The 23,578-nt window shown below is 62.3% G+C and carries 24 protein-coding genes; 15 read left to right on the plus strand and 9 right to left on the minus strand.

The genetic code is table 11. The features are described 5' to 3' along the window. Positions 1 to 267 precede the first annotated feature (267 nt). Positions 268 to 1,356, plus strand: a complete 1,089-nt coding sequence (locus tag AC0L2Y_RS33060; protein ID WP_352488945.1) for an AbrB family transcriptional regulator — start codon at positions 268 to 270, stop codon at positions 1,354 to 1,356. An 18-nt stretch (positions 1,357 to 1,374) separates the two neighbouring features. Here AC0L2Y_RS33060 and AC0L2Y_RS33065 read toward each other — a convergent pair whose 3' ends face one another. From AC0L2Y_RS33065 to AC0L2Y_RS33075, 3 genes are read right to left on the minus strand one after another with little or no spacing between them, the layout of a single operon-like run. Continuing rightward, entirely contained in the window at positions 1,375 to 1,689 is a 315-nt protein-coding gene (locus AC0L2Y_RS33065; RefSeq protein ID WP_352488944.1) for a nuclear transport factor 2 family protein, read from the minus strand. Between the two features lie 18 nt (positions 1,690 to 1,707). Further along, positions 1,708 to 2,484: an esterase family protein gene (locus AC0L2Y_RS33070; RefSeq protein ID WP_352488943.1), complete on the minus strand. Its 777-nt coding sequence runs from the start codon at positions 2,482 to 2,484 to the stop codon at positions 1,708 to 1,710. Positions 2,485 to 2,488: 4 nt separating this feature from the next. Further along, positions 2,489 to 3,655, minus strand: a complete 1,167-nt coding sequence (locus AC0L2Y_RS33075; protein ID WP_352488941.1) for an ATP-grasp domain-containing protein — start codon at positions 3,653 to 3,655, stop codon at positions 2,489 to 2,491. Between the two features lie 838 nt (positions 3,656 to 4,493). Here AC0L2Y_RS33075 and leuA point away from each other — a divergent pair. The 4 genes from leuA (at position 4,494) to AC0L2Y_RS33095 (ending at position 9,887) form a co-directional block, all read left to right on the plus strand. Then, positions 4,494 to 6,170 (plus strand): 2-isopropylmalate synthase, encoded by a 1,677-nt coding sequence (leuA, locus tag AC0L2Y_RS33080; RefSeq protein ID WP_473562171.1) that lies wholly within the window; start codon positions 4,494 to 4,496, stop codon positions 6,168 to 6,170. 143 nt (positions 6,171 to 6,313) lie between these two features. After that, on the plus strand, positions 6,314 to 8,104 hold the full coding sequence (locus AC0L2Y_RS33085) for a tetratricopeptide repeat protein (protein ID WP_473562157.1): 1,791 nt from the start codon (positions 6,314 to 6,316) through the stop codon (positions 8,102 to 8,104). Between the two features lie 229 nt (positions 8,105 to 8,333). Next, a complete protein-coding gene (locus tag AC0L2Y_RS33090; protein ID WP_473562158.1) occupies positions 8,334 to 9,137 on the plus strand; it encodes an alpha/beta fold hydrolase in 804 nt (267 codons plus the stop codon). A 132-nt stretch (positions 9,138 to 9,269) separates the two neighbouring features. Beyond that, a complete protein-coding gene (locus AC0L2Y_RS33095) occupies positions 9,270 to 9,887 on the plus strand; it encodes a hypothetical protein (RefSeq protein ID WP_473562159.1) in 618 nt (205 codons plus the stop codon). A gap of 38 nt (positions 9,888 to 9,925) precedes the next feature. On the opposite strand, the gene AC0L2Y_RS33100 is transcribed toward AC0L2Y_RS33095, so the two are convergent. Beyond that, entirely contained in the window at positions 9,926 to 10,870 is a 945-nt protein-coding gene (locus AC0L2Y_RS33100; RefSeq protein WP_473562172.1) for a metallophosphoesterase family protein, read from the minus strand. A 53-nt stretch (positions 10,871 to 10,923) separates the two neighbouring features. Between AC0L2Y_RS33100 and AC0L2Y_RS33105 the strand changes: the two genes are divergently transcribed. Further along, positions 10,924 to 11,424 (plus strand): NUDIX domain-containing protein, encoded by a 501-nt coding sequence (locus AC0L2Y_RS33105; protein WP_473562160.1) that lies wholly within the window; start codon positions 10,924 to 10,926, stop codon positions 11,422 to 11,424. Between the two features lie 88 nt (positions 11,425 to 11,512). Next, complete coding sequence (locus AC0L2Y_RS33110) at positions 11,513 to 11,986, plus strand: ABZJ_00895 family protein (RefSeq protein ID WP_473562161.1); 474 nt, start codon at positions 11,513 to 11,515, stop codon at positions 11,984 to 11,986. A 10-nt stretch (positions 11,987 to 11,996) separates the two neighbouring features. Here AC0L2Y_RS33110 and AC0L2Y_RS33115 read toward each other — a convergent pair whose 3' ends face one another. Next, positions 11,997 to 12,986 (minus strand): glutathione S-transferase family protein, encoded by a 990-nt coding sequence (locus AC0L2Y_RS33115; protein WP_473562162.1) that lies wholly within the window; start codon positions 12,984 to 12,986, stop codon positions 11,997 to 11,999. A 270-nt stretch (positions 12,987 to 13,256) separates the two neighbouring features. On the opposite strand from AC0L2Y_RS33115, the gene AC0L2Y_RS33120 reads away from it, so the two are divergent. The 4 genes from AC0L2Y_RS33120 to AC0L2Y_RS33135 all read left to right on the plus strand — a co-directional run bounded on the left by AC0L2Y_RS33120 (position 13,257) and on the right by AC0L2Y_RS33135 (position 15,908). After that, positions 13,257 to 13,793: a GNAT family N-acetyltransferase gene (locus AC0L2Y_RS33120; protein ID WP_473562163.1), complete on the plus strand. Its 537-nt coding sequence runs from the start codon at positions 13,257 to 13,259 to the stop codon at positions 13,791 to 13,793. Positions 13,794 to 13,856: 63 nt separating this feature from the next. After that, positions 13,857 to 14,618, plus strand: a complete 762-nt coding sequence (locus tag AC0L2Y_RS33125) for a 3-hydroxyacyl-CoA dehydrogenase (RefSeq protein ID WP_473562164.1) — start codon at positions 13,857 to 13,859, stop codon at positions 14,616 to 14,618. Next, positions 14,590 to 15,396 (plus strand): HugZ family pyridoxamine 5'-phosphate oxidase, encoded by an 807-nt coding sequence (locus AC0L2Y_RS33130; protein ID WP_473562165.1) that lies wholly within the window; start codon positions 14,590 to 14,592, stop codon positions 15,394 to 15,396. Before AC0L2Y_RS33125 ends, AC0L2Y_RS33130 begins: the two co-directional genes overlap by 29 nt. 173 nt (positions 15,397 to 15,569) lie before the next feature. Then, entirely contained in the window at positions 15,570 to 15,908 is a 339-nt protein-coding gene (locus tag AC0L2Y_RS33135; protein ID WP_473562166.1) for an ArsR/SmtB family transcription factor, read from the plus strand. Between the two features lie 72 nt (positions 15,909 to 15,980). On the opposite strand, the gene AC0L2Y_RS33140 is transcribed toward AC0L2Y_RS33135, so the two are convergent. Further along, positions 15,981 to 16,985: a L,D-transpeptidase gene (locus AC0L2Y_RS33140; protein WP_473562167.1), complete on the minus strand. Its 1,005-nt coding sequence runs from the start codon at positions 16,983 to 16,985 to the stop codon at positions 15,981 to 15,983. 307 nt (positions 16,986 to 17,292) lie between these two features. Here AC0L2Y_RS33140 and AC0L2Y_RS33145 point away from each other — a divergent pair, with 307 nt between their 5' ends. Next, positions 17,293 to 18,090 carry a TrmH family RNA methyltransferase gene (locus AC0L2Y_RS33145; RefSeq protein WP_473562168.1) on the plus strand — a complete coding sequence of 266 codons (798 nt, stop codon included), beginning with the start codon at positions 17,293 to 17,295 and terminating at the stop codon, positions 18,088 to 18,090. Between the two features lie 41 nt (positions 18,091 to 18,131). Here the strand turns inward: AC0L2Y_RS33145 and AC0L2Y_RS33150 are convergent, their stop codons facing one another. Together AC0L2Y_RS33150 and AC0L2Y_RS33155 are read right to left on the minus strand one after the other, a co-directional pair. Continuing rightward, the gene (locus tag AC0L2Y_RS33150) at positions 18,132 to 19,295 is read right to left on the minus strand and encodes a coiled-coil domain-containing protein (protein ID WP_473562169.1); all 1,164 of its coding nucleotides are present in this window, start codon (positions 19,293 to 19,295) and stop codon (positions 18,132 to 18,134) included. Between the two features lie 147 nt (positions 19,296 to 19,442). Then, positions 19,443 to 20,024, minus strand: a complete 582-nt coding sequence (locus tag AC0L2Y_RS33155; protein ID WP_352664551.1) for a DUF1134 domain-containing protein — start codon at positions 20,022 to 20,024, stop codon at positions 19,443 to 19,445. Positions 20,025 to 20,364: 340 nt separating this feature from the next. Between AC0L2Y_RS33155 and chpT the strand changes: the two genes are divergently transcribed. Continuing rightward, positions 20,365 to 20,994, plus strand: a complete 630-nt coding sequence (gene chpT, locus AC0L2Y_RS33160) for a histidine phosphotransferase ChpT (RefSeq protein ID WP_473562170.1) — start codon at positions 20,365 to 20,367, stop codon at positions 20,992 to 20,994. A 238-nt stretch (positions 20,995 to 21,232) separates the two neighbouring features. Next, positions 21,233 to 21,601, plus strand: coding sequence for a response regulator (locus AC0L2Y_RS33165; RefSeq protein WP_292659972.1), 369 nt, complete (start codon positions 21,233 to 21,235; stop codon positions 21,599 to 21,601). A gap of 104 nt (positions 21,602 to 21,705) precedes the next feature. Here the strand turns inward: AC0L2Y_RS33165 and ctrA are convergent, their stop codons facing one another. Further along, positions 21,706 to 22,401 (minus strand): response regulator transcription factor CtrA, encoded by a 696-nt coding sequence (ctrA, locus tag AC0L2Y_RS33170; RefSeq protein ID WP_006203583.1) that lies wholly within the window; start codon positions 22,399 to 22,401, stop codon positions 21,706 to 21,708. A gap of 450 nt (positions 22,402 to 22,851) precedes the next feature. Between ctrA and AC0L2Y_RS33175 the strand changes: the two genes are divergently transcribed. Next, positions 22,852 to 23,229 carry a flagellar export protein FliJ gene (locus AC0L2Y_RS33175; RefSeq protein ID WP_023719275.1) on the plus strand — a complete coding sequence of 126 codons (378 nt, stop codon included), beginning with the start codon at positions 22,852 to 22,854 and terminating at the stop codon, positions 23,227 to 23,229. The last annotated feature ends 349 nt before the right edge of the window (positions 23,230 to 23,578 follow it).

Here is a 23,578-nt window from a genome sequence, read left to right on the forward strand (position 1 = left end):
TTGGCCAGCGGTCAAAACCGCATCAACAGGCCGGACATATGGATGCAAGCGATCCGATCAGACCTGAGCCACACCTTTGCAAGCAGGGGGCCGTCCACATATGGATCCTGGGGTCTGCGCCGCGTCGCTTCGCTCCTTGCTCCGCCCCAGGATGACGAAGGGATGGATGTCTCAGCTAATCTGCAAGATTCAGCGTATTACCACCCACGACCGTTTCCCCCGCAAAAAAGGTTCGCATTTTTTAGCGACCGGTCTAAGAGCCGATCTATGGATTCTTCCCCGAACCCGCCGGCCATCGAGCATCTGGCGCGGATCCACAAGGCTTGGCAGTGGCCGGTCCTGGTGGTGGTCTCGGTGCTGTTTGCCGGCGCGCTGGAACTCGCCGCCCTGCCCGCCGCGCTCTTGATCGGACCGATGCTGGCGGCCATCGCTGCCGGCACCAACGGCGCCACGGTGCGCGTGCCGCGGGTTCTGTTCGGCTCAGCCCAGGCGGTCGTCGGCTGCCTGGTCGCCAGTTCGATCTCGGCCGATATCTTTCCCGTCTTTTACAGGGAATGGCCGCTGTTCCTCGGCGTCGTGATGGCGACGATCGCGGCATCCAGCCTGCTCGGCTGGCTGATCAGCCGCTGGCGCATCCTGCCCGGCACCACCGCGGTCTGGGGCTCGTCGCCGGGCGCCGCCACCGCCATGGTGCTGATGGCCGGTGCCTTCGGCGCCGACCAGCGCCTCGTCGCCTTCATGCTTTATCTGCGCGTCATCTGCGTGTCGATGACGGCAGCCCTGGTGGCCAAGCTTTGGGTCGACACCTCAGGCATCGAGGTGCCGGCCATCGTCTGGTTCCCACCGGTCGACCCGCAAGGCTTGGCCGCAACATTCGGCGTGGCGCTGGTCGGCGGCCTCGCCGGAAAGCTTTTCAGGCTGCCGTCGCCGTTCTTCCTCGGCACCTTCATTTTCGGCACCGTGATCCATCTCGGGCTCGGCGTGACCATGCAGTTGCCACCGTGGCTGCTTGCCTTGAGCTATACAATGATCGGTTGGAGCATCGGCCTGAATTTCACCAGGGCCATTTTGCGCCACGCGGCCCGCGCGCTGCCGCAGATCGTCGGCTCGATCATTGCCCTGATCGTCTTTTGCGGCGGCCTCGCCTTCCTGATCAGCCGCCTGCTCGGCATCGATCCGCTGACCGCCTATCTGGCAACCAGCCCCGGCGGCATGGACAGCGTCGCCATCATCGCCGCCGCCGCGCAGCATGTCGACATATCCTTCGTCATGGCGCTGCAATCGGCACGCTTCCTGATCGTGCTTCTGGTCGGCCCAAGCGTGGCGCGGCTGGTGGCGAAAAGCCTGCGGGAGTAAGATCGGCCGGGTAGCGCGTCAGCTGATCACCAGGCTCGATATACGCTCGCCGTCCAGCGTGAAGACCATGTCGCCCTCGCCGTTGAAGCCGTTGCCTGTGACTGCGATGCGGACCTTGTAGGTATCGCCCTCCGGTTCGATACGAATGATGCTAGGTTTGGACTGCACGCCGATATTGTCCGACTGGTTCCAGCGCGCTATCTGCTCGCGGCCCTTGAACGACCGGCCCCAGTCGCTCAGGAAGGCATCGGGCGTGAAGCTGTCCAGGAAGGCTTCGCTATCGCCGGCATTGGTGGCTTCGACAAAGCGGCGGATGGCATCGGGCGTGGTCATTTCCTTGCTCCATGTGGCCTAATCCAGCCGGTGCATCAGATCGTCGTCCAGCCAGCGGGCGAAGAAATAAACCAGTTGCTTGTGCCACCACGGCCAGTCATGGGCCGCATCGCCGCCCCAGTAGTCGACCCAGGCCGGAATCGACTTGTCACGCAGGATCTGTTCCAGCGCCTGCGTATCGGCCAGCATCCGTTCCTCCCAGGCACCCTGCCCGCAGCAGAAGATCAGCCGCAGCGCCTTCAGCCTGACAAGCAGCCCCGGATCGACGATACCCGGCAGGTAGTCGAGCGGCGAGTTGAAGAAAATCTGTCCGTCGAGCGCGTTGCCGAAGAAATCGTGGGTCGAGTAAACCCCCGACAGCGCGATGACGCCGCTGGCCAGCTCCGGAAAGCGGAAGACGAAATTCGACGAATGATAGCCGCCCATCGAGCAGCCGCAAAACAGCGGCTTCAGCGTACGCCCGCCATTGCCTTCGGCTGCCACAGACAGGAGTTCCGGCAGCGCCTCCTCGCGCACATAGCGGAAATACGCTTCATGCCGGGCGATGCGATGGGCCGGCTCGGCATCGCGGTCGAAGAAGGATTCCGCATCGATGCCGTCCAGCGTGAACAACTGGATGCGACCGGTGTCGACGAACTCGGCGAGAGCCGAGACGGCGCCGGAATCTTCGAACTGGTAGAACCGCCCTTGCGAAGTCGGGAACACAACCACGGGTCGGCCGGCATGGCCGTAGCGCTTATATTCCATGTCGCGGCCGAGGTTGCGGCCAAAACCCTTGTGATAGGAAACGTCCATCGCCTCACGCCTTTTCCGCATGGATGTAGTCGACCGCCCGGCGCAGCGCCTTCGGGTCCGTGGAGCGCAGCTGATAGGCGTAGTTTCCCATGGCGCGGCTGAAAACCTCCTCGATGGCGTGATGATGGACGATCATGTCGCCATGGGCGGCTAGCACGTCGGCATGGCTGTGCACATAGTTGAGGTGCCGCTTGCGGCTGGCATAGGCGGTGAAATACTTGCCCCTGTAAGGGCCGCCGGCGGCGTCCTTGACCACCATGTCGGCCCAGGCGGCATAGACATCGATATCGAAGGTGTAATTGATGGCATCGGTCATCCATGCGCCAGGCGGCCGCATGTTGACCTCCAGCGCAATGACCCGGTCGTCCCTGGTTTCGAACAGCTCGATGTGGAAGAAGCGCTCGCGCACGTCGAACGCCTTGAGGATCTTCCTGCCGGCCTCCTCGACCGCCGGACTGATCTCGGGAAAACAGACATAGCTCATATGGCGGTCTCGGTTGACCACTTCCATGACGCTCTGGTCGTAGCGGTGGCTGGCGGCCAGCACCACCTCGCCGTCGCGGTTGACCAGCCCGTCATAGGTCACCACCAACCCTTCGATGAATTGCTCCATGACGAAGCTGACACCTTCCGGCTTGTCCCTGAAGAACCTGTCGAGTTCGCCGGCATTGGAGATTTTGAAGGTGTTCGAGGCGCCGGAGCCGGAATCCGGCTTCACCACCACGGGATAGCCGACGCGGCGGATGAAGGTCATGGCGCCGGCGCGGTCGGAGCATTTGCGTTGCGCGATGGTTTCGACGCCGCTCTTGCGGAAGAACGCCCGCATGCGGCTCTTGCGTTTCAAATTCTTCACGAAGTCGAGCTTGGTACCGAAGATGTTGAAGTCGGTGCGGATATTGGCTTCCAGCTCCAGCCAATGCTCGTTGAGCGATTCGAACCGGTCGACGCGACCCCATTTGTGGATGAAATGGCCGATCGCCCGGAACACCGGCTCGTACTCCTCCAGGTCGTCGATGCGGTAATATTCCGAAAGGGCTGCCTTCAATTTGCCGTCCAGCGCATCGAACGGCGCGTCGCCAATGCCGAGCACGGTGGCGCCGGCCTTCTTCAGCCGGTCGCAGAAATCGGCGCCGTTGGCCGGAAAATGCGGCGAGAAGAACACGAAGTTCATGGACGATCCCTCCCGGCGGCGAGCCATCGCACCCCCGCCGACAATCGACTCTGGCGCATTTGCCGGGCTCGGGGAAGAGCAACTGGATCAGTGAGCGGCTGGGTCCGCGAAAGGTGACGCCAAAACCGTAAAAATGAAAAACCCGCCTCGGCGGGCGGGTCGTTGGAGCCAATTAGCACCATACCGAGATTAGTAGCATAGCTGCCGGCACAAAGCAAGAACAAAGTTGCTATAGTCAGGAAAAATCGCTTCACCTCGGCGCCGCGCCTTCGTTCCAGCTTGGGTTCCTCGCCCCACGAAAGTGGGGAGAGGTGGCTCGGCGAAGCCGAGACGGAGAGGGGACTGCGGCCTACGAAGGCCCCCTCTCCGGCCGCTCTGCGGCCACCTCTCCCCCGCGTCGCGGGGGCGAGGAACCCAGGTCTTGAGGCTGGATCGGCAGCTTCTGCGACGGCGAGGCTCCCACTTGCCTCGCTTTGCCGGCTCCTGTATGAAATCCGCCATGAGCCCGCGCGCCACCTCTTTTGCGTCCCGTCCGACCGGCATTGCCGGCCAGACCGTTCGCGCGCTTGCCTCCACCCTGCTGCTTCTCGGCCTTATCGGCGATCGCCGGGTTCGCTGAAGGAGCGCCCGGCGGTCGAATTCGCCGCTCACGCGCACGCTCCTTGGCCAGTTACAAAATTGGCACGTCACATCAAGCGAACGAAATTCTGGTAAAGGCGCCGCTCGCCACCAATCCGCCTGAAGCTGGATCCGCGAGCCGCCGGGAGAAAAGACGATGAACGCACGAGAAGATATCCGTCTGAGTGTAGAGGAAATCAGCAAGCCTGCGGTAAAGGGCATGCCGGACGCTGCCCGCAAATACCAGCCCTATCCAACCGTCGGCCTTGCCGATCGCACATGGCCTTCGAAAGTGATCGACAAGGCGCCGATCTGGTGCTCCGTCGACCTGCGCGACGGCAACCAGGCGCTGATCGATCCGATGGGCCAGGAACGCAAGGCGCGCATGTTCGCCCTGCTGCTCGACATGGGCTTCAAGGAGATCGAGATCGGCTTTCCGTCGGCCTCGCAGACCGACTTCGATTTCGCCCGCTGGTGCATCGAACAAGGCAACGTGCCCGCCGACGTCTCGCTGCAGGTGCTGGTGCAGTGCCGGCCGGAACTGATCACCCGCACTTTCGAGGCGCTGAGGGGCGCCACCAACCCGATCGTCCATTTCTACAACTCGACCAGCGAGCTGCAGCGCCGCGTCGTGTTTGAGAAGGACGTCGCCGGCATCAAGCGCATCGCCACCGATGCGGCCAAGATGATCACCGACATGGCGGCCAAGGCCGGCGGCGGCTACCGTTTCGAATATTCGCCGGAAAGCTTTACCGGCACCGAGCTCGAAGTGGCGCTGGAGATCTGCAACGCCGTCACCGAGATCGTCAGGCCGACGGCGGAAAACAAGCTGATCATCAACCTGCCCTCCACGGTCGAGATGTCGACGCCCAACATCTATGCCGACCGCATCGAATGGATGTGCCGCAATCTCGACGATCGCGAGAACCTGTTGATCTCGCTGCATCCGCACAATGACCGCGGCACCGGCATCGCCACCACCGAGCTCGGCCTGATGGCGGGCGCCGACCGCGTCGAAGGCACGCTGTTCGGCAATGGCGAACGCACCGGCAATGTCGACATCGTCACGCTGGCGCTCAACATGTACACGCAAGGCGTCGATCCCGGGCTCGACTGCTCCGACATCAACCGGATGAAGGACGTCTACGAATACTCCAACCAGCTGAAGATCCCCGAGCGCCATCCCTATGTCGGCGAGCTCGTCTACACCGCCTTTTCCGGCTCGCACCAGGACGCCATCAACAAGGGCATGAAGGCGCTGCGCAAGGCCAACACGCCGCACTGGGAGGTGCCCTACCTGCCGATCGACCCGGCCGATGTCGGCCGCAGCTATGAAGCCATCATCCGCATCAACTCGCAGTCCGGCAAGGGCGGCATCGCCTATGTGCTGCACGCGGATTACGGACTCAACCTGCCGCGCAACCTGCAGATCGAGTTCAGCCAGGCCATCCAGGCGATCACCGATGCCGAAGGCAAGGAGGTGCCGGCCAGGCGCATCTACGAGCGCTTTCTCGAGACCTATGTCGACCAGCCCGGCGCGCGGCTGAAGTTCCTCGACCACCACACCTACCCCGACACCGAGGTCAAGGGCCGGCGCGTGATCGAAGCGGTGATCCTCGACAAAGGCAAGGAGGTGACCATATCAGGCACCGGCACCGGCCCGATCGACGGCTTCGTCGATGCGCTGTCCCGCCATGTCGGGGTGCCGATGTCGGTGCTCGATTATTCCGAGCATTCCATGCAGCGCGGCTCGAACGCCTCGGCTATTTCCTATGTCGAGATGGAACATCCGGGCGGCAAGCTGTTCGGCGCCGGCATCAACACCAATATCGTCGCCGCCTCGCTCGAAGCCGTGGTTTCGGCCGCCAACCGCATTGTCGGCCGAAAGGCCGGCTAGCCGGGACTGCCGGGCTGGCGCCATCAGCCCACCGGATTTTTATCCGGTGGGTACGCTATCGCACCATAAGCACACGCTTGTAAGGCGCCGCCAGCGCTATATGATTGTACCTCAACCTGTGCCGAATTCGAAGGGATCGACACTTGCAGCATACCACGCCTGCCGCCCCCGCAGTGCGCGAAACGTTGGAGCGATTGCTTGCCAGCGAAACGTTCGGACGATCCGAGCGCGCGCGCAAGCTGCTCCGCTACCTCGTCGAGCGCGAGCAGGCAGGCGAAGCCGACAGGCTCAAAGGCTTCTCCATAGCGATGGACGTCTTCGGCAAGGACGGCGATTTCGATCCGTCGACCGATGCGGTGGTGCGGGTGCAGGCCGGCAGGCTGCGCGAACTGCTGCAGCAGTATTTCGCCAATGAGGGCGTTGCCGAACCGGTCCGCATCGCCATTCCGCGCGGCGGCTATGTTCCGTCCTACGAACTCAACGCCATTCGCCTGCCGGCAGAGGCGGAGGCAGAGAGCAAGCCGGAGCTGGCAACAGAGGAGATGGCGACGACCGCCCCGCCCGGATCGCCGGAGGATGCCCGCAACCGGGCACATCCGGCTGCATTGCTGAGCGTTCCAGCCGTGGCCCCTGCTGCACCTTCGCTGCAGCGCCATTTGCAGTTCTTCTGGCTGGCGATCGCGCTGGTCATTCTCATGCTGGGTGTGCTGATCCTTCGCCAGGGCAGCGTGGTCTTGCTGACCGGCGGCGACACGGCGGTCGAGACCGCGGTGGCAACCGGCAGCATAGCAGCGCCTCCGGTTGAAAACCTCCCCCAGGTCTACATCGCCATCAAGGCCGACAGCGACGTGGCTCGCCGTGTCGCTGCATCGCTGCGCGCCGGCCTTAGCGGCTTCGATACCATCAATTTCATCGGCCGTGATGCCGACAGCCCGCCCGATCCAGTGACCGACGCCGCCAGCTTCGTATTCGATGTCCTGCCCGGGCCGCGCAGCGGCGACATTATGCTCGAGCTGCAAAGCGTGGCGACCGGCCGCGTGCTGCTGTCACGCAACCTGACCGCCGGCGACAGCGCGAACACCGCCATCGAGGACCAGATCTCAGGCATTTTGAGCTCGGCTCTTCCCGCCTCGGGCACGATCTACAACTACATCGAGCAGAGCGGCATCCAGACCGGGCTGACGGCGTGTCTGGTGCTCAACGGCAAATATTATCTCGACCAGAATGCCCAGACGCACGAAGCCGCCTACCGCTGCCTCGAAGATCTTGCCAACCGGGAGGCGAAGTCGTCGCTCGTCTATTCGGAACTCGCGTCCTTGCATCTCGAAGCGGTCACCGACCACTATCCCTACCCCGCCGACGCGACGATCGACAAAGCGATGACGTTTGCCCATCGTGCCATCCAGATGGGCCCGACCAGCCCCTACGCGCACCGCGCACTTGGTTATCTCAATTCGCGCATGGGCGATTCCGCGGAATCGATCCGCTGGATGCGCAAGGCCTATGAGCTCAATCCCTACGATCTCGCAATGGCCGCCGCCTATGGCTACGGGCTGGTTTTCGCCGGCAGGTACAGCGAGGGCGCCCCGATCCTTGCTCACGCCGTGGATATCGCCAGCGCCCATCCGACATGGTGGGATTACGGGCTGTTCGCCGGAGAATTCATGATGGGCGACATGAACAAGGCGACGCTTGCCAGCGACGGCTTGCGAACGACGGAAATGAAATCGCATTATCTGGCAGCGCGGCTGATCGGCGCCAAGGCTGCCGGCCGCGAGAAGCTGGCGAGCAGGCTGCTGCAGGAACTGACCACCAAATTCCCGAAATTCGCAGCCGATCCGCGCGCAACCTTCGTCGAGCGAAGATATCCCGCCGATCTGACCAACCGGCTGGTGGAAGCCCTGCGCGCCACCGGCCTTGGCGGCGCCAGCTGATGTCTCCCGGCGCGTGACGACGTCAGGTGATCGCAAAAATTTTACTGGCCATCCGCACGGCCAAAGCGCAATTCAGACACAATTTGAACCGGCCAATCTGATCCCCACGTAAGTCTGATCCCGCATAACACCGATCTCCATGCAAGTCTGACCTCCCGCAAAGACTGATCCTCGCATAAGACCGCCCCCGGCATCCTGATTGATCCCGGCACCAAGCCATAAAGTTTGCATGACCCCATCCCTTTACGCTGCCGAACGGGGCACCGGCCCGACAACGATTGCCTTCCTGCATGGTTTCGGCGGCTGCCACGACGACTGGCGCGACGTGGCCGCGTCCCTGGCGCTCGGCGCGCGGACGTTGGCCTATGATCTGCCGGGGCATGGGCTATCGCTCGATTTTCCGGGCGGCGGTCCGGCCAGGATCGCAGCGAGCGCCGTCCTTGCCGATCTTTCCGCTCGCGGAATAAAGCGGGCCCATCTCGTCGGCCATTCGATGGGCGGCGCCGTGGCCGCCCTGATGGCATTGAGCGAGCCGGAAAGATTGGCCTCGCTGACGCTGCTGGCACCGGGCGGTCTTGGTCCTGAGATCAATGGCCCGCTGCTGCGCCGCTACGCCGCGGCTGCCGGCACCGACGAAATTCGCGCCTGTCTAGCCGCCATGTCGGGACCGCAAAGCCGGCCGCCGCAGCATAGAGTCGAGCTCCTCAAGGAGATGCGCCGGCGTCCCGGCCAGTTGCGCACACTTGTCGAGCACGCAGCCGCAATGACCCGGGATGATCGGCAAGGCGTCATCCCGAACGAGCGGCTTGAAACGCTGAATATGCCAATCATGGTGGTTTGGGGAACCGACGACGCGATGCTGCCCGTCAGCCAGGCGGACGGCCTGCCGAAGCGTTTTCACCTGCACCACGTGCTGGAAGCCGGCCATATGCTGGTCGAGGAAGCGCCCGGCCTGGTCGTCGAGGCCGTTCGCCGCAATATGCGGCGCCGCGGCAGGCGACTTCGCCCGGAATTCGCCGCTGCGGCGAGCTGATCGGTCCTCGCGCGGGCACGACGGGGCGCTGGTGCTCCTCCGGCGAAGCTTTGCCGGCCCATCGATCTCGCAAGTGCATTTCGCCGGCGGCTGTGTTAATTCGGTGTTAACCAAACCCGCGAGGCAACGCCGATGAAGGACGCAGGCGAGAACATCACCCAGATCGATCAGTCGCGAAAACTGTCCGATGCCATTCGCGACGTCAAGAACGCCTTCGCCGACCGCGACGACGTCGTGGTCGACATGCGCGAAGCGCATCGCATGCGGCTGGATCTGCTTGCCGCCGAACTCGCGCCGGTCTTTAGCGACGTGCCCACCGACATGGACAGTTTCGACTTCGCCGTCTCGTCCGGCCTGCAGCCACGGCTGTGGATCGACGCCGTCAGCCATGTCGCCATGGGACGCGACCGTCGCACCTATCGCTTTCTCAAGGACACGCGCATCGGCCGCGTCGTCCTCGCCGAATCGACCGACATGAAGGTCGTTGCCGACCAGGTGACACGCTACGTCGCCGAGCGCGTCGTCGAACGCCAGAGGATGATGGAAGGCGGCATCGAGCAGGCCGTCGCCGGCCTGAAACGCGCCCTGGTGGCAGAGGCCGAGCCGCCGCTGCGGATCGCTGCGCGCAGCAACGGCTGGTCGGCGTTCTTCTCGGGCCTCGGCCTGATCGCCGCCGGCGCCCTGGTCGGCCTGGCGATTTCGCTCGTGCTGTTCTGGGACCGCATCGTCGCGATGAAAATCAGCTTCTAGAGTTCTTTTTTTGACGCAATTCCGGACGGAAACCCGCTTCACACTTTTCCTGGAATTGCTCTCGCCATCGACGCCTCGGCCTCGACGCCAAGCTCCAGCGTCTGCAGGTCGCTGGGCGGCAATGCCGGCCCGGTCAGGCCGCGGCGCGTCAGCCTGATCCGCCAATTGTCCTTTTCACCGTCGATGTCGAGCAGATTGAATTGCGCCGGTGCATGCGAACTGCCGGGGGCCTGCCCGGCGGCGGCGACCCCGACCACCGGGATTTTTGTCTTGCGGGCGCCGATGAAGAACAGCGACGGCACATGCGAATGGCCGTGCAGCACAAGCTCGGCGCCGTGCCGGTGAAGAACCTTGTGGAAGCGCGAGATGCCGAACAGCCGCTTGTTCTGCGAAACGGCACCGCGCAACGGCGGGTGGTGGATCATGATCACCCGGAACAGGCCGCGCTTGCCCGTGGCGTCGAGCATGTCGCGCAGCCGTTCCGCCTGGCCTTCCAGAAAGAAGCCGTTGGCCATGAAGGGAGCCGTGGCGCGCGCCGTCGAGACGCCGATCAACGCAACATCGCCGCGTACCCGCAGATAGGGAAAGGTGTTGCGGTCGACCGGCGTATTGACGCCGTCGCCGGTCATCCACGCCGCCCAGGACCGGCAGGTCTTGTCGAAGGCGCCCGGCACATAGGCGTCATGGTTTCCCGGCACCACCGACACGTCGTTGGGCGAGCCCAGCGTCTCCAGCCAGTGCTTGGCCATCTCGATCTCACCGTCGAGCGCCAGATTGACCAGGTCGCCGGTGATGGCGAGATGGTCCGGCCCGCTGGCCTTCATGTCGGCGACGATGGTGTCGATGACGGCGTCGTGCATGTGGCGGCGGCGATTGCGCTGCCAATTGACGTAACCGACCACGCGCTTGGAGGCGAGATCGCGATAGGTTACATCGGGAAGCGGCCCCAGATGGACATCGGAAATATGCGCGAGCCTGAACATCTTTTCTTCATAGGCGAGGCGCGCGCCGCTTTCCACTCACGGTTTCGCGGACGATGACGGCGCCGGATCCGGAGCAAGCCCTGCGCCAGACCGGCTGGCCGGGCCTCAGGGCGAGGCTGTTTCACCTGTACTTCGTACTGCGGCGGCCGATGACGCTCGGCGTGCGCGGCTTGATCCACGACCGAGCCTCCAATTCCGTCTTCCTCATCCGCCATACGTATGTTCCTGGCTGGCACCTGCCCGGCGGTGGCGTCGAGTTGGGCGAGACGATGATCGAAGCGCTGACACGCGAAGTCTTCGAGGAAGGCAACATCGCGCTGACTGGACCGCCGGTGCTGAAATCGCTGCATTTCAACCGCCGCGCCAGCCGCCGCGACCATGTCGGCCTCTATCTGGTCGAAGAGTTCGATCAGCCAAGCCCTAAGCTGCCCGACCGCGAGATCGCCGAAGCCGGCTTCTTCCCGCTCGACCGCTTGCCCGAGGGAACGACGCCGGCGACGCTGCGGCGGATTGCCGAGGTTTTTAAGGGGAATCCGGTATCGCCTTACTGGTAGACCACCTCTCCAACAGCCTTGCTGCTTCGATTCAGGATGACAGCATCCATTGTTCTCCAAGACACGTATAACTAATCGGTTGGGAAAAATGGAACATAAACAAAAAGATAGACTTAGAATTGTACTATATGTCTTACTTTTCACTGGAATTTATGTAATAATATTGTTTTCGACAGCATTAGTGTCGACGGTAACGCTTGGGATAGATCCATCCAGGTTAGAAAGAATTGGAAGAGGCATCCAATTCTTAATACAATTCGTTGCGGCATTCGGGACATATTTCGTTTTTTTAAAGCGACATGTCCGGCTTTTTACTCGCGCTGAATTCTGGAAAATGGTCGGCTTCTCAACCCTGATAGAAATGGTTTTGGGAATGGCTCTGATTCTGCTGTCGGGATCGTTACGCGCAATCCCACTCCAGATGTCGGTCCAGGCCGTCATGATCGGCAGCATCGTGGCGTTCCTGGCAACGTCGCTCGGCTACTCCAATCGATTTGGAAATACCATATTGAAAGCCGAACTCGTTAGAAGGGCGAAGATGGACTCCGAAACCTTCCGCTAGGTCGCCGGTCTCACGCAGCCTTCCTGAACCTGTCCCGATCATGCGGCGCGGAATAGTCGAGCTCTGGCCCGACCGGCACGATGCGGGTCGGATTGATCGTCTCGTGGCTGCCGTAATAATGCGACTTGATGTGGTGCAAATTCACCGTGCCGGCGACGCCCGGCACCTGGTAGAGGTCGCGCAGGTAATTCGACAGGTTCGGATAGTCGGCGATCCGGCGCAGATTGCATTTGAAATGGCCGACATAGACCGGGTCGAAGCGGACCAGTGTCGTGAACAGCCGCCAGTCGGCCTCGGTGATGCGGCCGCCGACGAGATAGCGCTGTTTTGACAGGCGGTCCTCCAACGTGTCGAGCGCCGAGAACAATTCACCGAATGCCTCCTCGTAGGCTGCCTGCGTGGTGGCGAAGCCGGCACGGTAAACGCCATTGTTGACCGCGGGATAGACCAGCGCGTTGATCGCATCGATCTCGCCGCGCAACGGCTGCGGATAGAAATCGAGCTTTGCATCGCCCCATTCGTCGAAGGCCGAATTGAGCATGCGGATGATCTCGGAGGATTCGTTGGAAACGATGGTCTGCTCGCGTTTGTCCCACAGCACCGGAACGGTGACCCGGCCCGAATAGCCGGGATCGGCCCTGGTGTAGATCTGGTGCAGGAAATCGAGGCCATAGAGCGTGTCGCCCGTGGCGCCGTCCTCGGCCAGGAACGTCCAGCCGTCGGCGCCCATGAAATGATGGACAACCGAAATGGAAATCACGTCCTCGAGTTTTTTGAGCACGCGAAAGATCAGCGTCCGATGCGCCCACGGGCAGGCGAGCGAGACATAGAGGTGATAGCGGCCGGGCTCGGCCTTGAAGCCGCGTTTTCGCCCTTCGGCCGGCGCGCCGTCGCGGGTCACCCAGTCGCGCCACTGCGACTGCGCCCGCACGAACTTGCCGCCGCTCTCCCCGGTATCGTACCAGCGGTCCTGCCATTGGCCTTCGACTAGCAATCCCATGTAATATCCTTTCGTGTTCCTTCTTGATTTAGGGCACCAGGCGGCGCCGCGGAAATCCCCGACGCTGAACAGATCGTCAACGGCTGCGTCGTCGAGTGCGGCTGCCGATTGCGGCGGCTGAAAATTGGTGCTAGCGGACATCGGCATGTTCGACTTTGCCGTAATCCGGTTCGACCGACGACGAAAGAGCGCCCGCGCTTGATGAAGCGCTGACTGGCGAACGCTGCCGCTTGCAGCAACCCTTTCCTCGTATACCGGAACGCAAAGACCATGAGCCTTGCCGACGTGAAATACCTGCCGGAAACTCCGGCGCATGATGCTGAAATCGAAGCCATCAACGACGAGGCCTTCGGGCCGGGCCGTTTCGTGCTTTCCGCCTACAAGATCCGCCAAACTGGCCCGCACGAACGCGCTTTGTCCTTCGTGGCGGTCGATGGCGCAATCGTCGTCGCCTCGGTGCGGATGACGCGCATCGCCGCCGGTGCCGGCCGCGCGCTGATGCTCGGGCCGCTCGCTGTGCGGCCGGCCTTCAAGAATCTCGGCATCGGCCGCCGGCTGGTGGCAATCGCGCTGGAGGCCGCCGCCAAGGCCGGCGCACCGGCCGTGATGCTGGTCGGCGACGAACCCTACTACGGCCCGCTCGGCTTCAGGAGGCTGCCGCGCGGGCAGATCTCGATGCCGCGTCCGGTCGACCCCGACCGGCTTTTGGCGCACGAGATCGTGCCGGGCGCGCTGGCAAGGCTGGTGGGCGAGGTTTGCCACGCCGACCAGGCAAGGATTGCCGCGCACATCGCCACGATGGCGTGACCATGCCAGTGCTGTCGCACGGTGGCTTGGCCGCATAGTCTGGGCGCGGAGGAGGACGTCGAGATGAACCCGAACGGCCAGATTGCGATCGTCACCGGTGGCGGCTCCGGCCTTGGCGAGGCGACGGCGCGCGCTCTTGCCGCCGGCGGCGCCAGGGTTGCCGTCCTCGATCTCGGCATCGAGCGTGCGGCCAAGGTGGCGGACGATATCGGCGGCATCGCCGTCCGATGCGATGTGAGCGACGCCGAGAGCGGTGCCGCCGCAGTTGCGGAAGTGGCAGAGAAGCTTGGCGAGCCGCGCATCCTGGTCAATTGCGCCGGCATCGTTATCGGCATGAAGACGATCGGCAAGGACGGACCGCATCCGCTCGATCAATACCGCAAGGTAATCGAGGTCAATCTGATCGGCACCTTCAACATGATCCGCCTGGTCGCCGACCGGACCGCCAGGCTGGAACCGCTGCAGGGCGGCGAGCGCGGCGTCATCGTCAACACCGCATCGGTCGCGGCCTATGACGGCCAGATCGGCCAGGCGGCCTATTCCGCGTCCAAGGCCGGCGTCGTCGGCATGACGCTGCCGGTGGCGCGCGATCTCGCCCGCTTCGGCATTCGCGTCTGCACCATCGCGCCCGGCATCTTCAGGACGCCGATGATGGCCGGCATGCCGCAGGAGGTGCAGGATTCGCTCGGCGCCGCGGTCCCCTTCCCTTCCCGTTTGGGCGAGCCTTCGGAATATGCCGCACTTGCCTTGCACATCATCGAGAACCAGATGCTCAACGGCGAGACCATTCGCCTCGATGGCGCCATCCGCATGGCGCCGAAATAAAAGCGACGGTGATGCCTTGGACGAACCCAGGAACGACGTGATCCGCGCGACCGACGCCGAGGCGATCAGGCTGGCAAAGACGCTGATCCGCAGCGCCCGTTTCGGCGCGCTGGCGGTGCTCGAACCAGGAACCGGTTCGCCGCTGGCCAGCCGCGTCGGCGTCGCCACAGACATCGACGGCACGCCATTGATCCTGGTGTCGATGCTGTCCGCACATACCGGCGCTATCCTTGCCGACCCGCGCTGCTCGTTGCTCGTCGGCGAACCCGGCAAGGGCGATCCGCTGGCGCATCCGCGACTGACGCTCGTCTGCCGCGCCGTGCGGCTCGAACGCGGATCGAACGAACACGCCCGCGCCGAGCGGCGCTACCTCAACCGCAACCCCAAGGCAAAACTCTATGCCGGGCTCGGCGACTTCTCGATCTTCCGGCTCGAACCGGAGCGCGCCAGCCTGAACGGAGGCTTCGGCAAGGCCTATCTGCTCGACCGCACCGATCTGGTCGCGACGGGAGCGATCATCGAAGAGCTTGCCGCCGGCGAGCAATCGGCACTCGACCATATGAACGCCGACCATCTCGATGCGATTGCGCTCTACGCAAGTCATTTCGGCGGAGCCGAGAATGACGGCTGGATCGTCACCGGGTTCGACGCGGACGGGATGGATCTCGTATCGGGCGACAATGTCTGTCGGGTTTTCTTCCCCGAGCCGTTGAGAGCGGCGCGCGACCTCAGGCTTGTCCTGGTCGACATGGCAAAGGCTGCCCGATCGGCAAATTAATCACAGCCGCACAGTTAATCGGCTTGCATGGAAAGCAAGCCTTGAGATTTGAGCGAAATGTTCTACCTTTGCGAGTGACGCTGAATCGCCGGCGTGCATCTATAGGGAAAGTCTATGGAATCCGACGCTATTGCCCCCATAGCGGCGGATGAGCAAGAACGCATGGGGGATCTATGGTCTCGAACAAGCTAGTCGCCAACGCCGGAATCGCGGCTGCGTTTCTGACACTGATGGGCAACGAAAAACGTTTGCTGATCATGAGCTATCTGGCCGAAGGCGAGATGTCGGTCGGCGCCATAGCCGAGAAGGTGTCGCTCAGCCAATCCGCCCTGTCACAGCATCTGGCCAAGCTCAGGGCTTCCGACCTTGTCGAGACCCGCCGCGATCGGCAAATGATCTATTATTCCTGCAAGTCCGGGGCGGTGCGCGAATTGCTGCACACGCTGGACGGCATTTTCGGTGAAGGTGAACTGTCGCAGATGGCTCACCGGCTGCGTCGCGCCGGGACCTGAGCGGCCGGGGCGGAGAACGCCCCGCCCAATCCGCTTTGCTGCCAAGTCCGGCTTGCTGCCAAGTCTGGCTTGCTACTGAACGCTCTCGTCGGCGGCCTGCGCAACCTCGTCCTTGAACTCGACCTTCGTGCCCGGCTGCACCATGGAGGCAAGGTCTTCGGCATCCCAATTGGTCAACCGGATGCAGCCATGTGAAAAGGTCGTGCCGATCTTGCCCGGTTCGGGCGTGCCGTGGATGCCGTAGCTTTCGATGGAGAGATCGATCCAGACCGATCCCACGGGATTGTTCGGCCCGGCAGCGATGGTGAAGGGCCGTTTGGTCTTGACACCCTTGAAAGCGAAGTCCGGATCATAGTGATAGGTAGGGTTGTGCACCACGCGCCTGACCTCTGCCGTGCCGCTTGGCGCCGGCTTCTCCTCACTCCCAATCGAGGCGGGGTAGACCGCCAGCCATTTGCCGGCACGGTCGCGCACACGCACCAGGCGAGCGCCCTTGTCGACCTCGACGGCGGCAACGCCGGCGGGAGGGTCGCCCCTGCCGACATCAGGCACCACCAAGGTCCTGCCTGGTTTCCTGAGGCTGGTGCCCGGATTGAGCATTCGCAGTAATTGTTCGCTGATATGGAAGCGCTCGGCCAACCTCTCCACCGCATTGCGGTAGCCGAGCCGCCGCAAGCGGGCCATCCTTTCCAAGCGCGCCGGAATACGCCTGGTGAAAGGTCCGCGCACATCCTTGCGCATGACCTCATAGGTCACCAGCGCCGGCTTGGCGGAGGTTGCGATGAGTTTGCTCCAGGTCTGTAGACTGAGCTTGCCGTCGGGCGGAAGTCCGTTTGCCGCCTGAAACGCAGCGACGGCCTTGGCGAAGTTCTGGGAAAGGCGGCCATCGATCAGGCCCGGCGAGAAGCGGGCGCGATCCAGAAGGATCTGCGCCTTGAGCAGCGTCGGATCGACTCCCTTCGGTTCGCCGACAGTGAATTGGGCCTGATTGACGGTGGCTGGATCGAGCTTGGCCGCACGGGCCACGCCGCATGCAAGGGCAAGCGTGGCGGCAAAGACGAGGAGGAGCCTGATCATCGATGTCCTCCCAGGACCGCAGCAGGAGCCCGCTTCTATGACGCGGCATGGCCCTGTGTGGTTCCTTGGCCCGATCGAAAATTCTAGATTGAAACGGCTTGACCGACGAGCCGTGCCGCGGGATTTCCCCTGTCGCTAAGAGGTAGGCAGGCCCCACAGCCCGGCATTCACCTGATTGGGCTCGACCGTTCGAACGGCGTGCATCCATTTGGACGCTGAGATACGGTCTGAGCTTCGGATCCGGCAATCATGCCTTCCGAAACCGAATCCCGATTCGCGGCCGACGCCAGGGTCCGCCGAGGAAGCCATGAATCCGATCAGCATAGACGACCCGCACGATCCCCGCGTCGCCGCCTATCTCGACATCCGGGAGCGAGATCTTGCCGGCCGGCAAGGCCGTTTCGTCGCCGAAGGCAAGGTGGTGCTCGACACGCTGCTCGCCGCCCGGCGCTTCGAGGCAGAATCGGTGCTGGTACTCGAAAACCGGCTGGCCGGCCTCGGTGACGTCCTGCGCAAGGCGCCTGCCGGGCTTCCGATCTATGTCGCATCCGGCGAAATCATCGACAGGATCGCCGGATTCCACATGCATCGCGGCATATTGGCGATCGGCCGCAAGGGCGCGGCCATCCCCGCCGAGGCCTTGCTTGGCACACTGCCCGCCCGCGCGCTGATCGTGGCGCTGGTCGGCATCGCCAATCATGACAATATGGGCTCGATTTTCCGCAATGCCGCTGCCTTTGGCGCGGATGCCGTGCTTCTCGATCCGACCTGCTGCGATCCGCTGTACCGCAAGGCAATCCGCGTCTCGGTGGGCGCGGCCTTGAAAGTCCCCTTCGCCTGCTTTGCCGACGCAGCCGGCTGCACCGCAATGCTCGACCGGCAAGGCTTCAGCCAATTCGCCTTGTCTCCGCGCGGGCAGATCGACATTCGCGATGCCAAGAGAAACGAGCGGCTGGCGCTCTATCTCGGCACCGAGGGCGAAGGCCTGCCGGAAAGCCTGCTTGCCCGCCTGCAGACGCTGCGGATCGGTATGGCGCAAGGTTTCGACAGCCTGAACGTCGCCGCCGCGTCAGCCATCGCGCTGCATCACTTTTCCGGAGCCTAAATTTAGAGCCGTCGGGGCCCTGCTCTTGGATCTGCGGAATCTCAGTCGGTCGAAGCGGCCTTCTGCAGCGCCCGCACCCGATCGGCAAGGCTGCGTCCGCCGCTCCCCGGCCGCGTATCCTCAGGCGCTGCAAGCGCACGGGCGATCGGCGAATCCGGTCCGTCGAGCTTTGCCGTCAAGGCCACGACTTGCGCCGCCAGATCGTTCATCTCTTCGCGCAATGCGGCGCTGGCGCTGCCGGTATGGTCTCCGGCCTGAGATTTCGACGTTTCGACGGCAGCAAGATCCGTCTTCAGCCGCCTGTTCTCGCGTGCCAGCGATGTCAGCCTGGCCTCCAGCCGCTCGCGGTCGGCATCGAGCTTGGCGGTTGTCTTTTCGATGTCGCCGTTGGCGGCCACATTGACCTGACTGCCTGGCACGCCGGCAAGACCCACCGCAGGCGCCCTTTCAGCGCTTTTCGGCTTTTCGCGAAGGCGGACCAGTTCCTTCTCGCGGCGCTCCAGCCTCTCCTCGCGATCGGCCAGCGTGGCGAGCAGGCGTTCGACCTTCTTTTCCAGGTCGCCGGTTCTTTTCTTCTCGGCCTTCAGCGCGTCCCGCAAAGCCTTGCTTTCGGCTGCCAATTCCTGGCTGCGCCTGTCCGCCTCCTTGCGCTGGCCGCGCAGCAGCGAAATGTCGCTTGCCAGCTTCTGCAGCTCGGATTCGCGCGCCACCAGCTCGATCTGCCGGCTGCTGGATGAAAAACTGGCGTCGTCATACATGTGCTCCAGTTTCCGCAGTTCGAGCCCGCGCTTTTCGAGCGCGCGCTCGGTCTCCGCAAGCCGCTCCGACAGCTGCTGCAACTGCTCATCGCGCTTGCGAAGCTCCTCGCCCCTGGTTGTAAGATCGGCGACGACCCGGTTCTTGTCCTGCCGCTCGGCCGCCAATTCCTTCAGGGCTTCGCGGTCGCGGCCGATCTCGACCAGCTGTTCGGCGGCCTTCTCGCGCAATGATTTGACGGTCATTTCAAGCCGGCGCACCGAAACCGCGAACTCGGCGCGAATGCGATCCTTGTCCGCCTGGATCTCGGCCAGCGTCAAGGGCATCGAGCCCTCGACGCGCTTGCGCGTCAGCGCCACCGCCCGCCGCCACACGGCCGGGGCAATCATCAGCGCCAGGAAGCCCGCGCAGAGAAAGCCGAGGACAAAGAACAGGATCGACTGGACCAAGATGACTATCCGTTGTGCATGGCAACCGCCAAAGGTCGACTTTGCCATCTTCGCATGACGGAAATCCGGCGCCACGGCAAGGGTATGCCGCGGCAAAGCTCGGACCGTGGGATCACAGGTCCAATCGCAGCGGCGCCATCATGCAGATCAGAACGGATTCCAGGTCGCGCGCTGGGTGAGCTTGAGGTAGCCGAGATTGACGCCGAGACGGGCGCCGACGCCGGTACGGATCGGCACGAGCAGCACATTGTTGTTCTTCAGCACGTTGAAGCCGACGCCGGCGATGACATAGGCGGAGCCGGCGACGCCGCCAAAACGATTATAGAGGCTGCTCACATCGTCGAGATTGTAGACCAGCATCATGACGCGCGAGCCCTCGCCGCCGAAATCCCAGCCGAGCGACGGGCCTTGCCAGAACACTTTGTGATCGCCGGCATTCTTGGTGTAGAGCGTGCCTTCGCCATAGGTCAGGCCACCGATCAGCGCCCCGGACCCCTCTTCGCCGAGCAGATAGCCGTTCGGCAGGCCATAGGTGGCGAAAATCTTCTCGACGACGGTGGCGAGCCCGCCCGATGTCGCGCCGAAGAATTTATGACCGGAATCAACGATCTCCTGGGCGGTGTATTCCTGCGCCCGCGCGGCCGATGCCGAAAAGGCGACAAGGCCGATGAGCGCGATCGTCATTGAGATGACACGGAAAAAAGTCCGGTCGTAGAATCGGGAAACCATGCTTCCAATCTCCGTCAGGGAGCACTTTCGCCGACGCCTCGCACCCGTACGGCTCTTTGGCGGCCGTTAAGGATGACTGTTAGGGGCAAACTATGCCGTAATCCTTTTTCAACCATTAAACTGTCACATGAAGATGGCGGTTCGAAGGCTGTTTTCGCATCGCCCGCGCAGCACCCGGCTGCGTGAACATGCCATTTTCGACAATCATGATTTTGGATTTGTTGCTGCACGCACAAGCGCTGTGTATTCAGAATGCTTGGGAGAGAGCGTGATTCGTGTGGACAGGCGTGACCATGATCGCCCGGTCATTGTGTTGTGAAATTTGCAGGGATTTTTGCCGATGGCCGAGCTTTTCACCCTTTCCGCACCCGATCTGGCAGCGCTGCTGTGCAGCCGGGTCTGCCACGACATCATTTCGCCGGTCGGCGCCATAAACAACGGGCTTGAGCTGCTCGACGAAGGCGGCGCCGACGAAGACGCCATGAAGCTGATCCGCCAAAGCGCCAAAAACGCTTCCGCCCGCCTGCAATTCGCCCGCATCGCCTTCGGCGCCGCCGGTTCCGCCGGCATGCTGATCGACACGGGGGACGCCGAGGCCGTGGCCTTCGCCTTCCTGAAGAACGAGAAGCCGGAACTGATCTGGAACGGGACCCGCGCGCTGTTGCCCAAGAACAAGGTCAAGCTGCTGCTCAATCTCATCCTCGTCGCCAACGCCGCCATTCCGCGCGGCGGCAGGCTGGTGGTCACGCTGGAGAACCTCGAGACCGAGCCGCGCTTTGCGCTCGCGGCGAGCGGCCCGATGCTGCGCGTGCCGCCCAAATTCCTGGAATTGCATTCCGGCCACAGGCCGGAAGAGCCGATCGACGCGCATTCGGTGCAGCCCTATTATACGCTGCTCCTGGCCCGCGAAGCCAACATGGCGATATCGATCCATGCAACCACCGACGAGATCGTCCTTTCTGCAGCCTGAAGTTCTCCGGAAGAGCGGGGAAAGTATTTTATCCAAGTCATATTTGCGGCGCTGTCTCAATATCTGTGAGATGGCTTTGCAGTTTTGATCGCGTGAAGCATTACGAAAGAAGATTTCGCTAAAAAACTTCAGGAAAATTTTACCTATCGGCTTTTCGGCTTCTTTACCAGATCGGCCTATGTTCCCCGGCAGATGCCACGACGCTGCCGGTTCGCCGCATGGCAAAGAGGGTCCGGGAATGAAACGCTGCATGTTCGTCGACAATTCGAGCGTCATCAGGAAGGTTGCAAGGCGTATCCTGGGCGGTTCCGGCATGATGGTGATCGAAGCCGCCAGCGGCCATGAGGCGATCGAGATGTGCGCGGTCGACATGCCTGATATCATCGTCGTCGACGGCGCCTTGCCGGACATGCAGGCGCAGGACCTCATCCGCCGCGTACGCGCCATGGAAAGCCCGGTGTTGCCGCAAGTCTTGATTTCGCTGGTCGAGGTCGACGTCGGGGCGATCATGCGGGCAAAGCGCGCCGGCGCCCAGGGCTACCTGCTGAAGCCGTTCAACCGGCCGCAATTGCTAGAGTGCTTCCGCGCCTTGAAGATTGCCGCCTGATCAGAGCCTGTTCCATTCCGATGAAAATCGGATGAGCTCTATCTTGTTGTTTTGCCAGGTTCTTTCCGAAAACCGGGCGCCCACTTTGGGATCACACCTCTAGTTCAGGCGCTGACCCGGATATCTTCAGGCTCACGCAGCACATAGCCGCGACCCCAGACGGTCTCGATGTAATTCTGCCCGCCCGACGCTGCGTCGAGCTTCTTGCGCAGCTTGCAGATGAAGACATCGATGATCTTCAGCTCCGGCTCATCCATGCCGCCATAGAGATGGTTGAGGAACATTTCCTTGGTCAGCGTGGTGCCTTTGCGCAGCGAGAGCAGTTCCAGCATCTGATATTCCTTGCCGGTCAGATGCACGCGCTGGCCACCGACTTCAACGGTCTTGGCATCGAGATTGACCACCAGGTCGCCGGTGGTGATGACCGACTGGGCATGGCCCTTGGAGCGCCGCACGATGGCATGGATGCGGGCGACCAGTTCATCCTTGTGGAAGGGCTTGGTCATGTAGTCGTCGGCTCCGAAGCCGAGGCCGCGCACCTTGTCCTCGATACCGGCCATGCCTGAGAGGATGAGGATCGGCGTCTTCACCTTGGAAAGGCGAAGTGTTCTCAAAACTTCATAGCCCGACATGTCAGGGAGATTGAGGTCGAGGAGAATGATGTCGTAATCGTAAAGCTTGCCTAGATCGACGCCCTCTTCACCAAGGTCGGTCGTATAGACATTGAAACTTTCCGATTTCAGCATCAGCTCGATGCTTTGTGCGGTTGCACTGTCGTCTTCTATCAGCAGAACGCGCATTTCATTCCCCTTTTCTGCTGCCGGACCATTTCACGACCCGTCCAGGACCGGAGCAGTGATTGCCTGAGCAGAGGCTGCCATCGAATGGTTAATAAAACCTAATTCCCCGTCCGTGACGGTATCAGATTTTTTAACCCCTTTCTACACCTTGTTGAATCCAATAACGAATCACAGACCCAAACCATTAATGCGGCACATTAATAAGCCAGACTAAGTGACTCTTCGGACTCGTTGGCCGGGTTTCGCGACGAGAAGCAGAATTTTTACCCGCCCTTAAGTCCTGAGCCGTATGATTAACAATGCCCGTAAACGAATGGTTACCGCCGGCAAAAAACTTTAGGAGTTTGTTTCCCATAGTTCGGGGAAAGCCGGTGGAAACGGGTCAAGCCCGGGCCTTGCCGGGTGAATTGGACGATATGTGCAGGTGTGCGTTTCCGGGAGTACCGAATCATGAAGTCACGTGAAAACCTCGTTCGGCTGAAGCAATTTCAGGTGAGCGAGAAGCGGCGGCAGCTGCTGCAGCTCGACATGATGATCGCCGAATTCGAGCGCATGGCCGTCGAGCTGGAACTTCAGATTGCTGCCGAAGAGAAGAAGGCCGGCATCACCGACATCAATCATTTTGCCTATCCGACCTTCGCCAAGGCGGCACGTCTGCGCCGCGACAATCTTAGAAATTCGCAAAGCGACCTCGCCCAGCAGCGAAATGTCGCCGAGTCATTGCTGAGCGAAGCCGAAGCCGAACTTTCCAAGGCCGAGATGCTCGAATCGCGCGACACCAAGGCGCGCGACACGGAAGCCGGCGGCCGCAGCGCCATGATCGGCTGAAAACAAGGTTCCGAGCCGCCACAGATTTGGAACACTGCCACGCCTCAAAGGTGCGTTTGCGTCATGGATTTTCGGAGTGATGCCACGGACTTACGCGCGGGCTCGCCGTTTGCAGCGCCGGCACCGACACAGGCCACCGCCCTGCCCACGTCCTTTTCGCCACGATACGATCGGCAAAGCTGCTGACGGACTGAACCGAAGGTCCCTGCTTCGACAAAACAGCCGAACGTTCTCGCTCCGGCACAATATGAGCCGAACGTTCTCGCCCCGACAATCGGGATAGGGGGGAGCTTCGCAGTTCCTCCCCTCCCACACCACCCTGCGTACGGGTCCGTACAGGGCGGTTCGG

The sequence above is a fragment of the Mesorhizobium sp. WSM4830 genome (assembly GCF_055811495.1).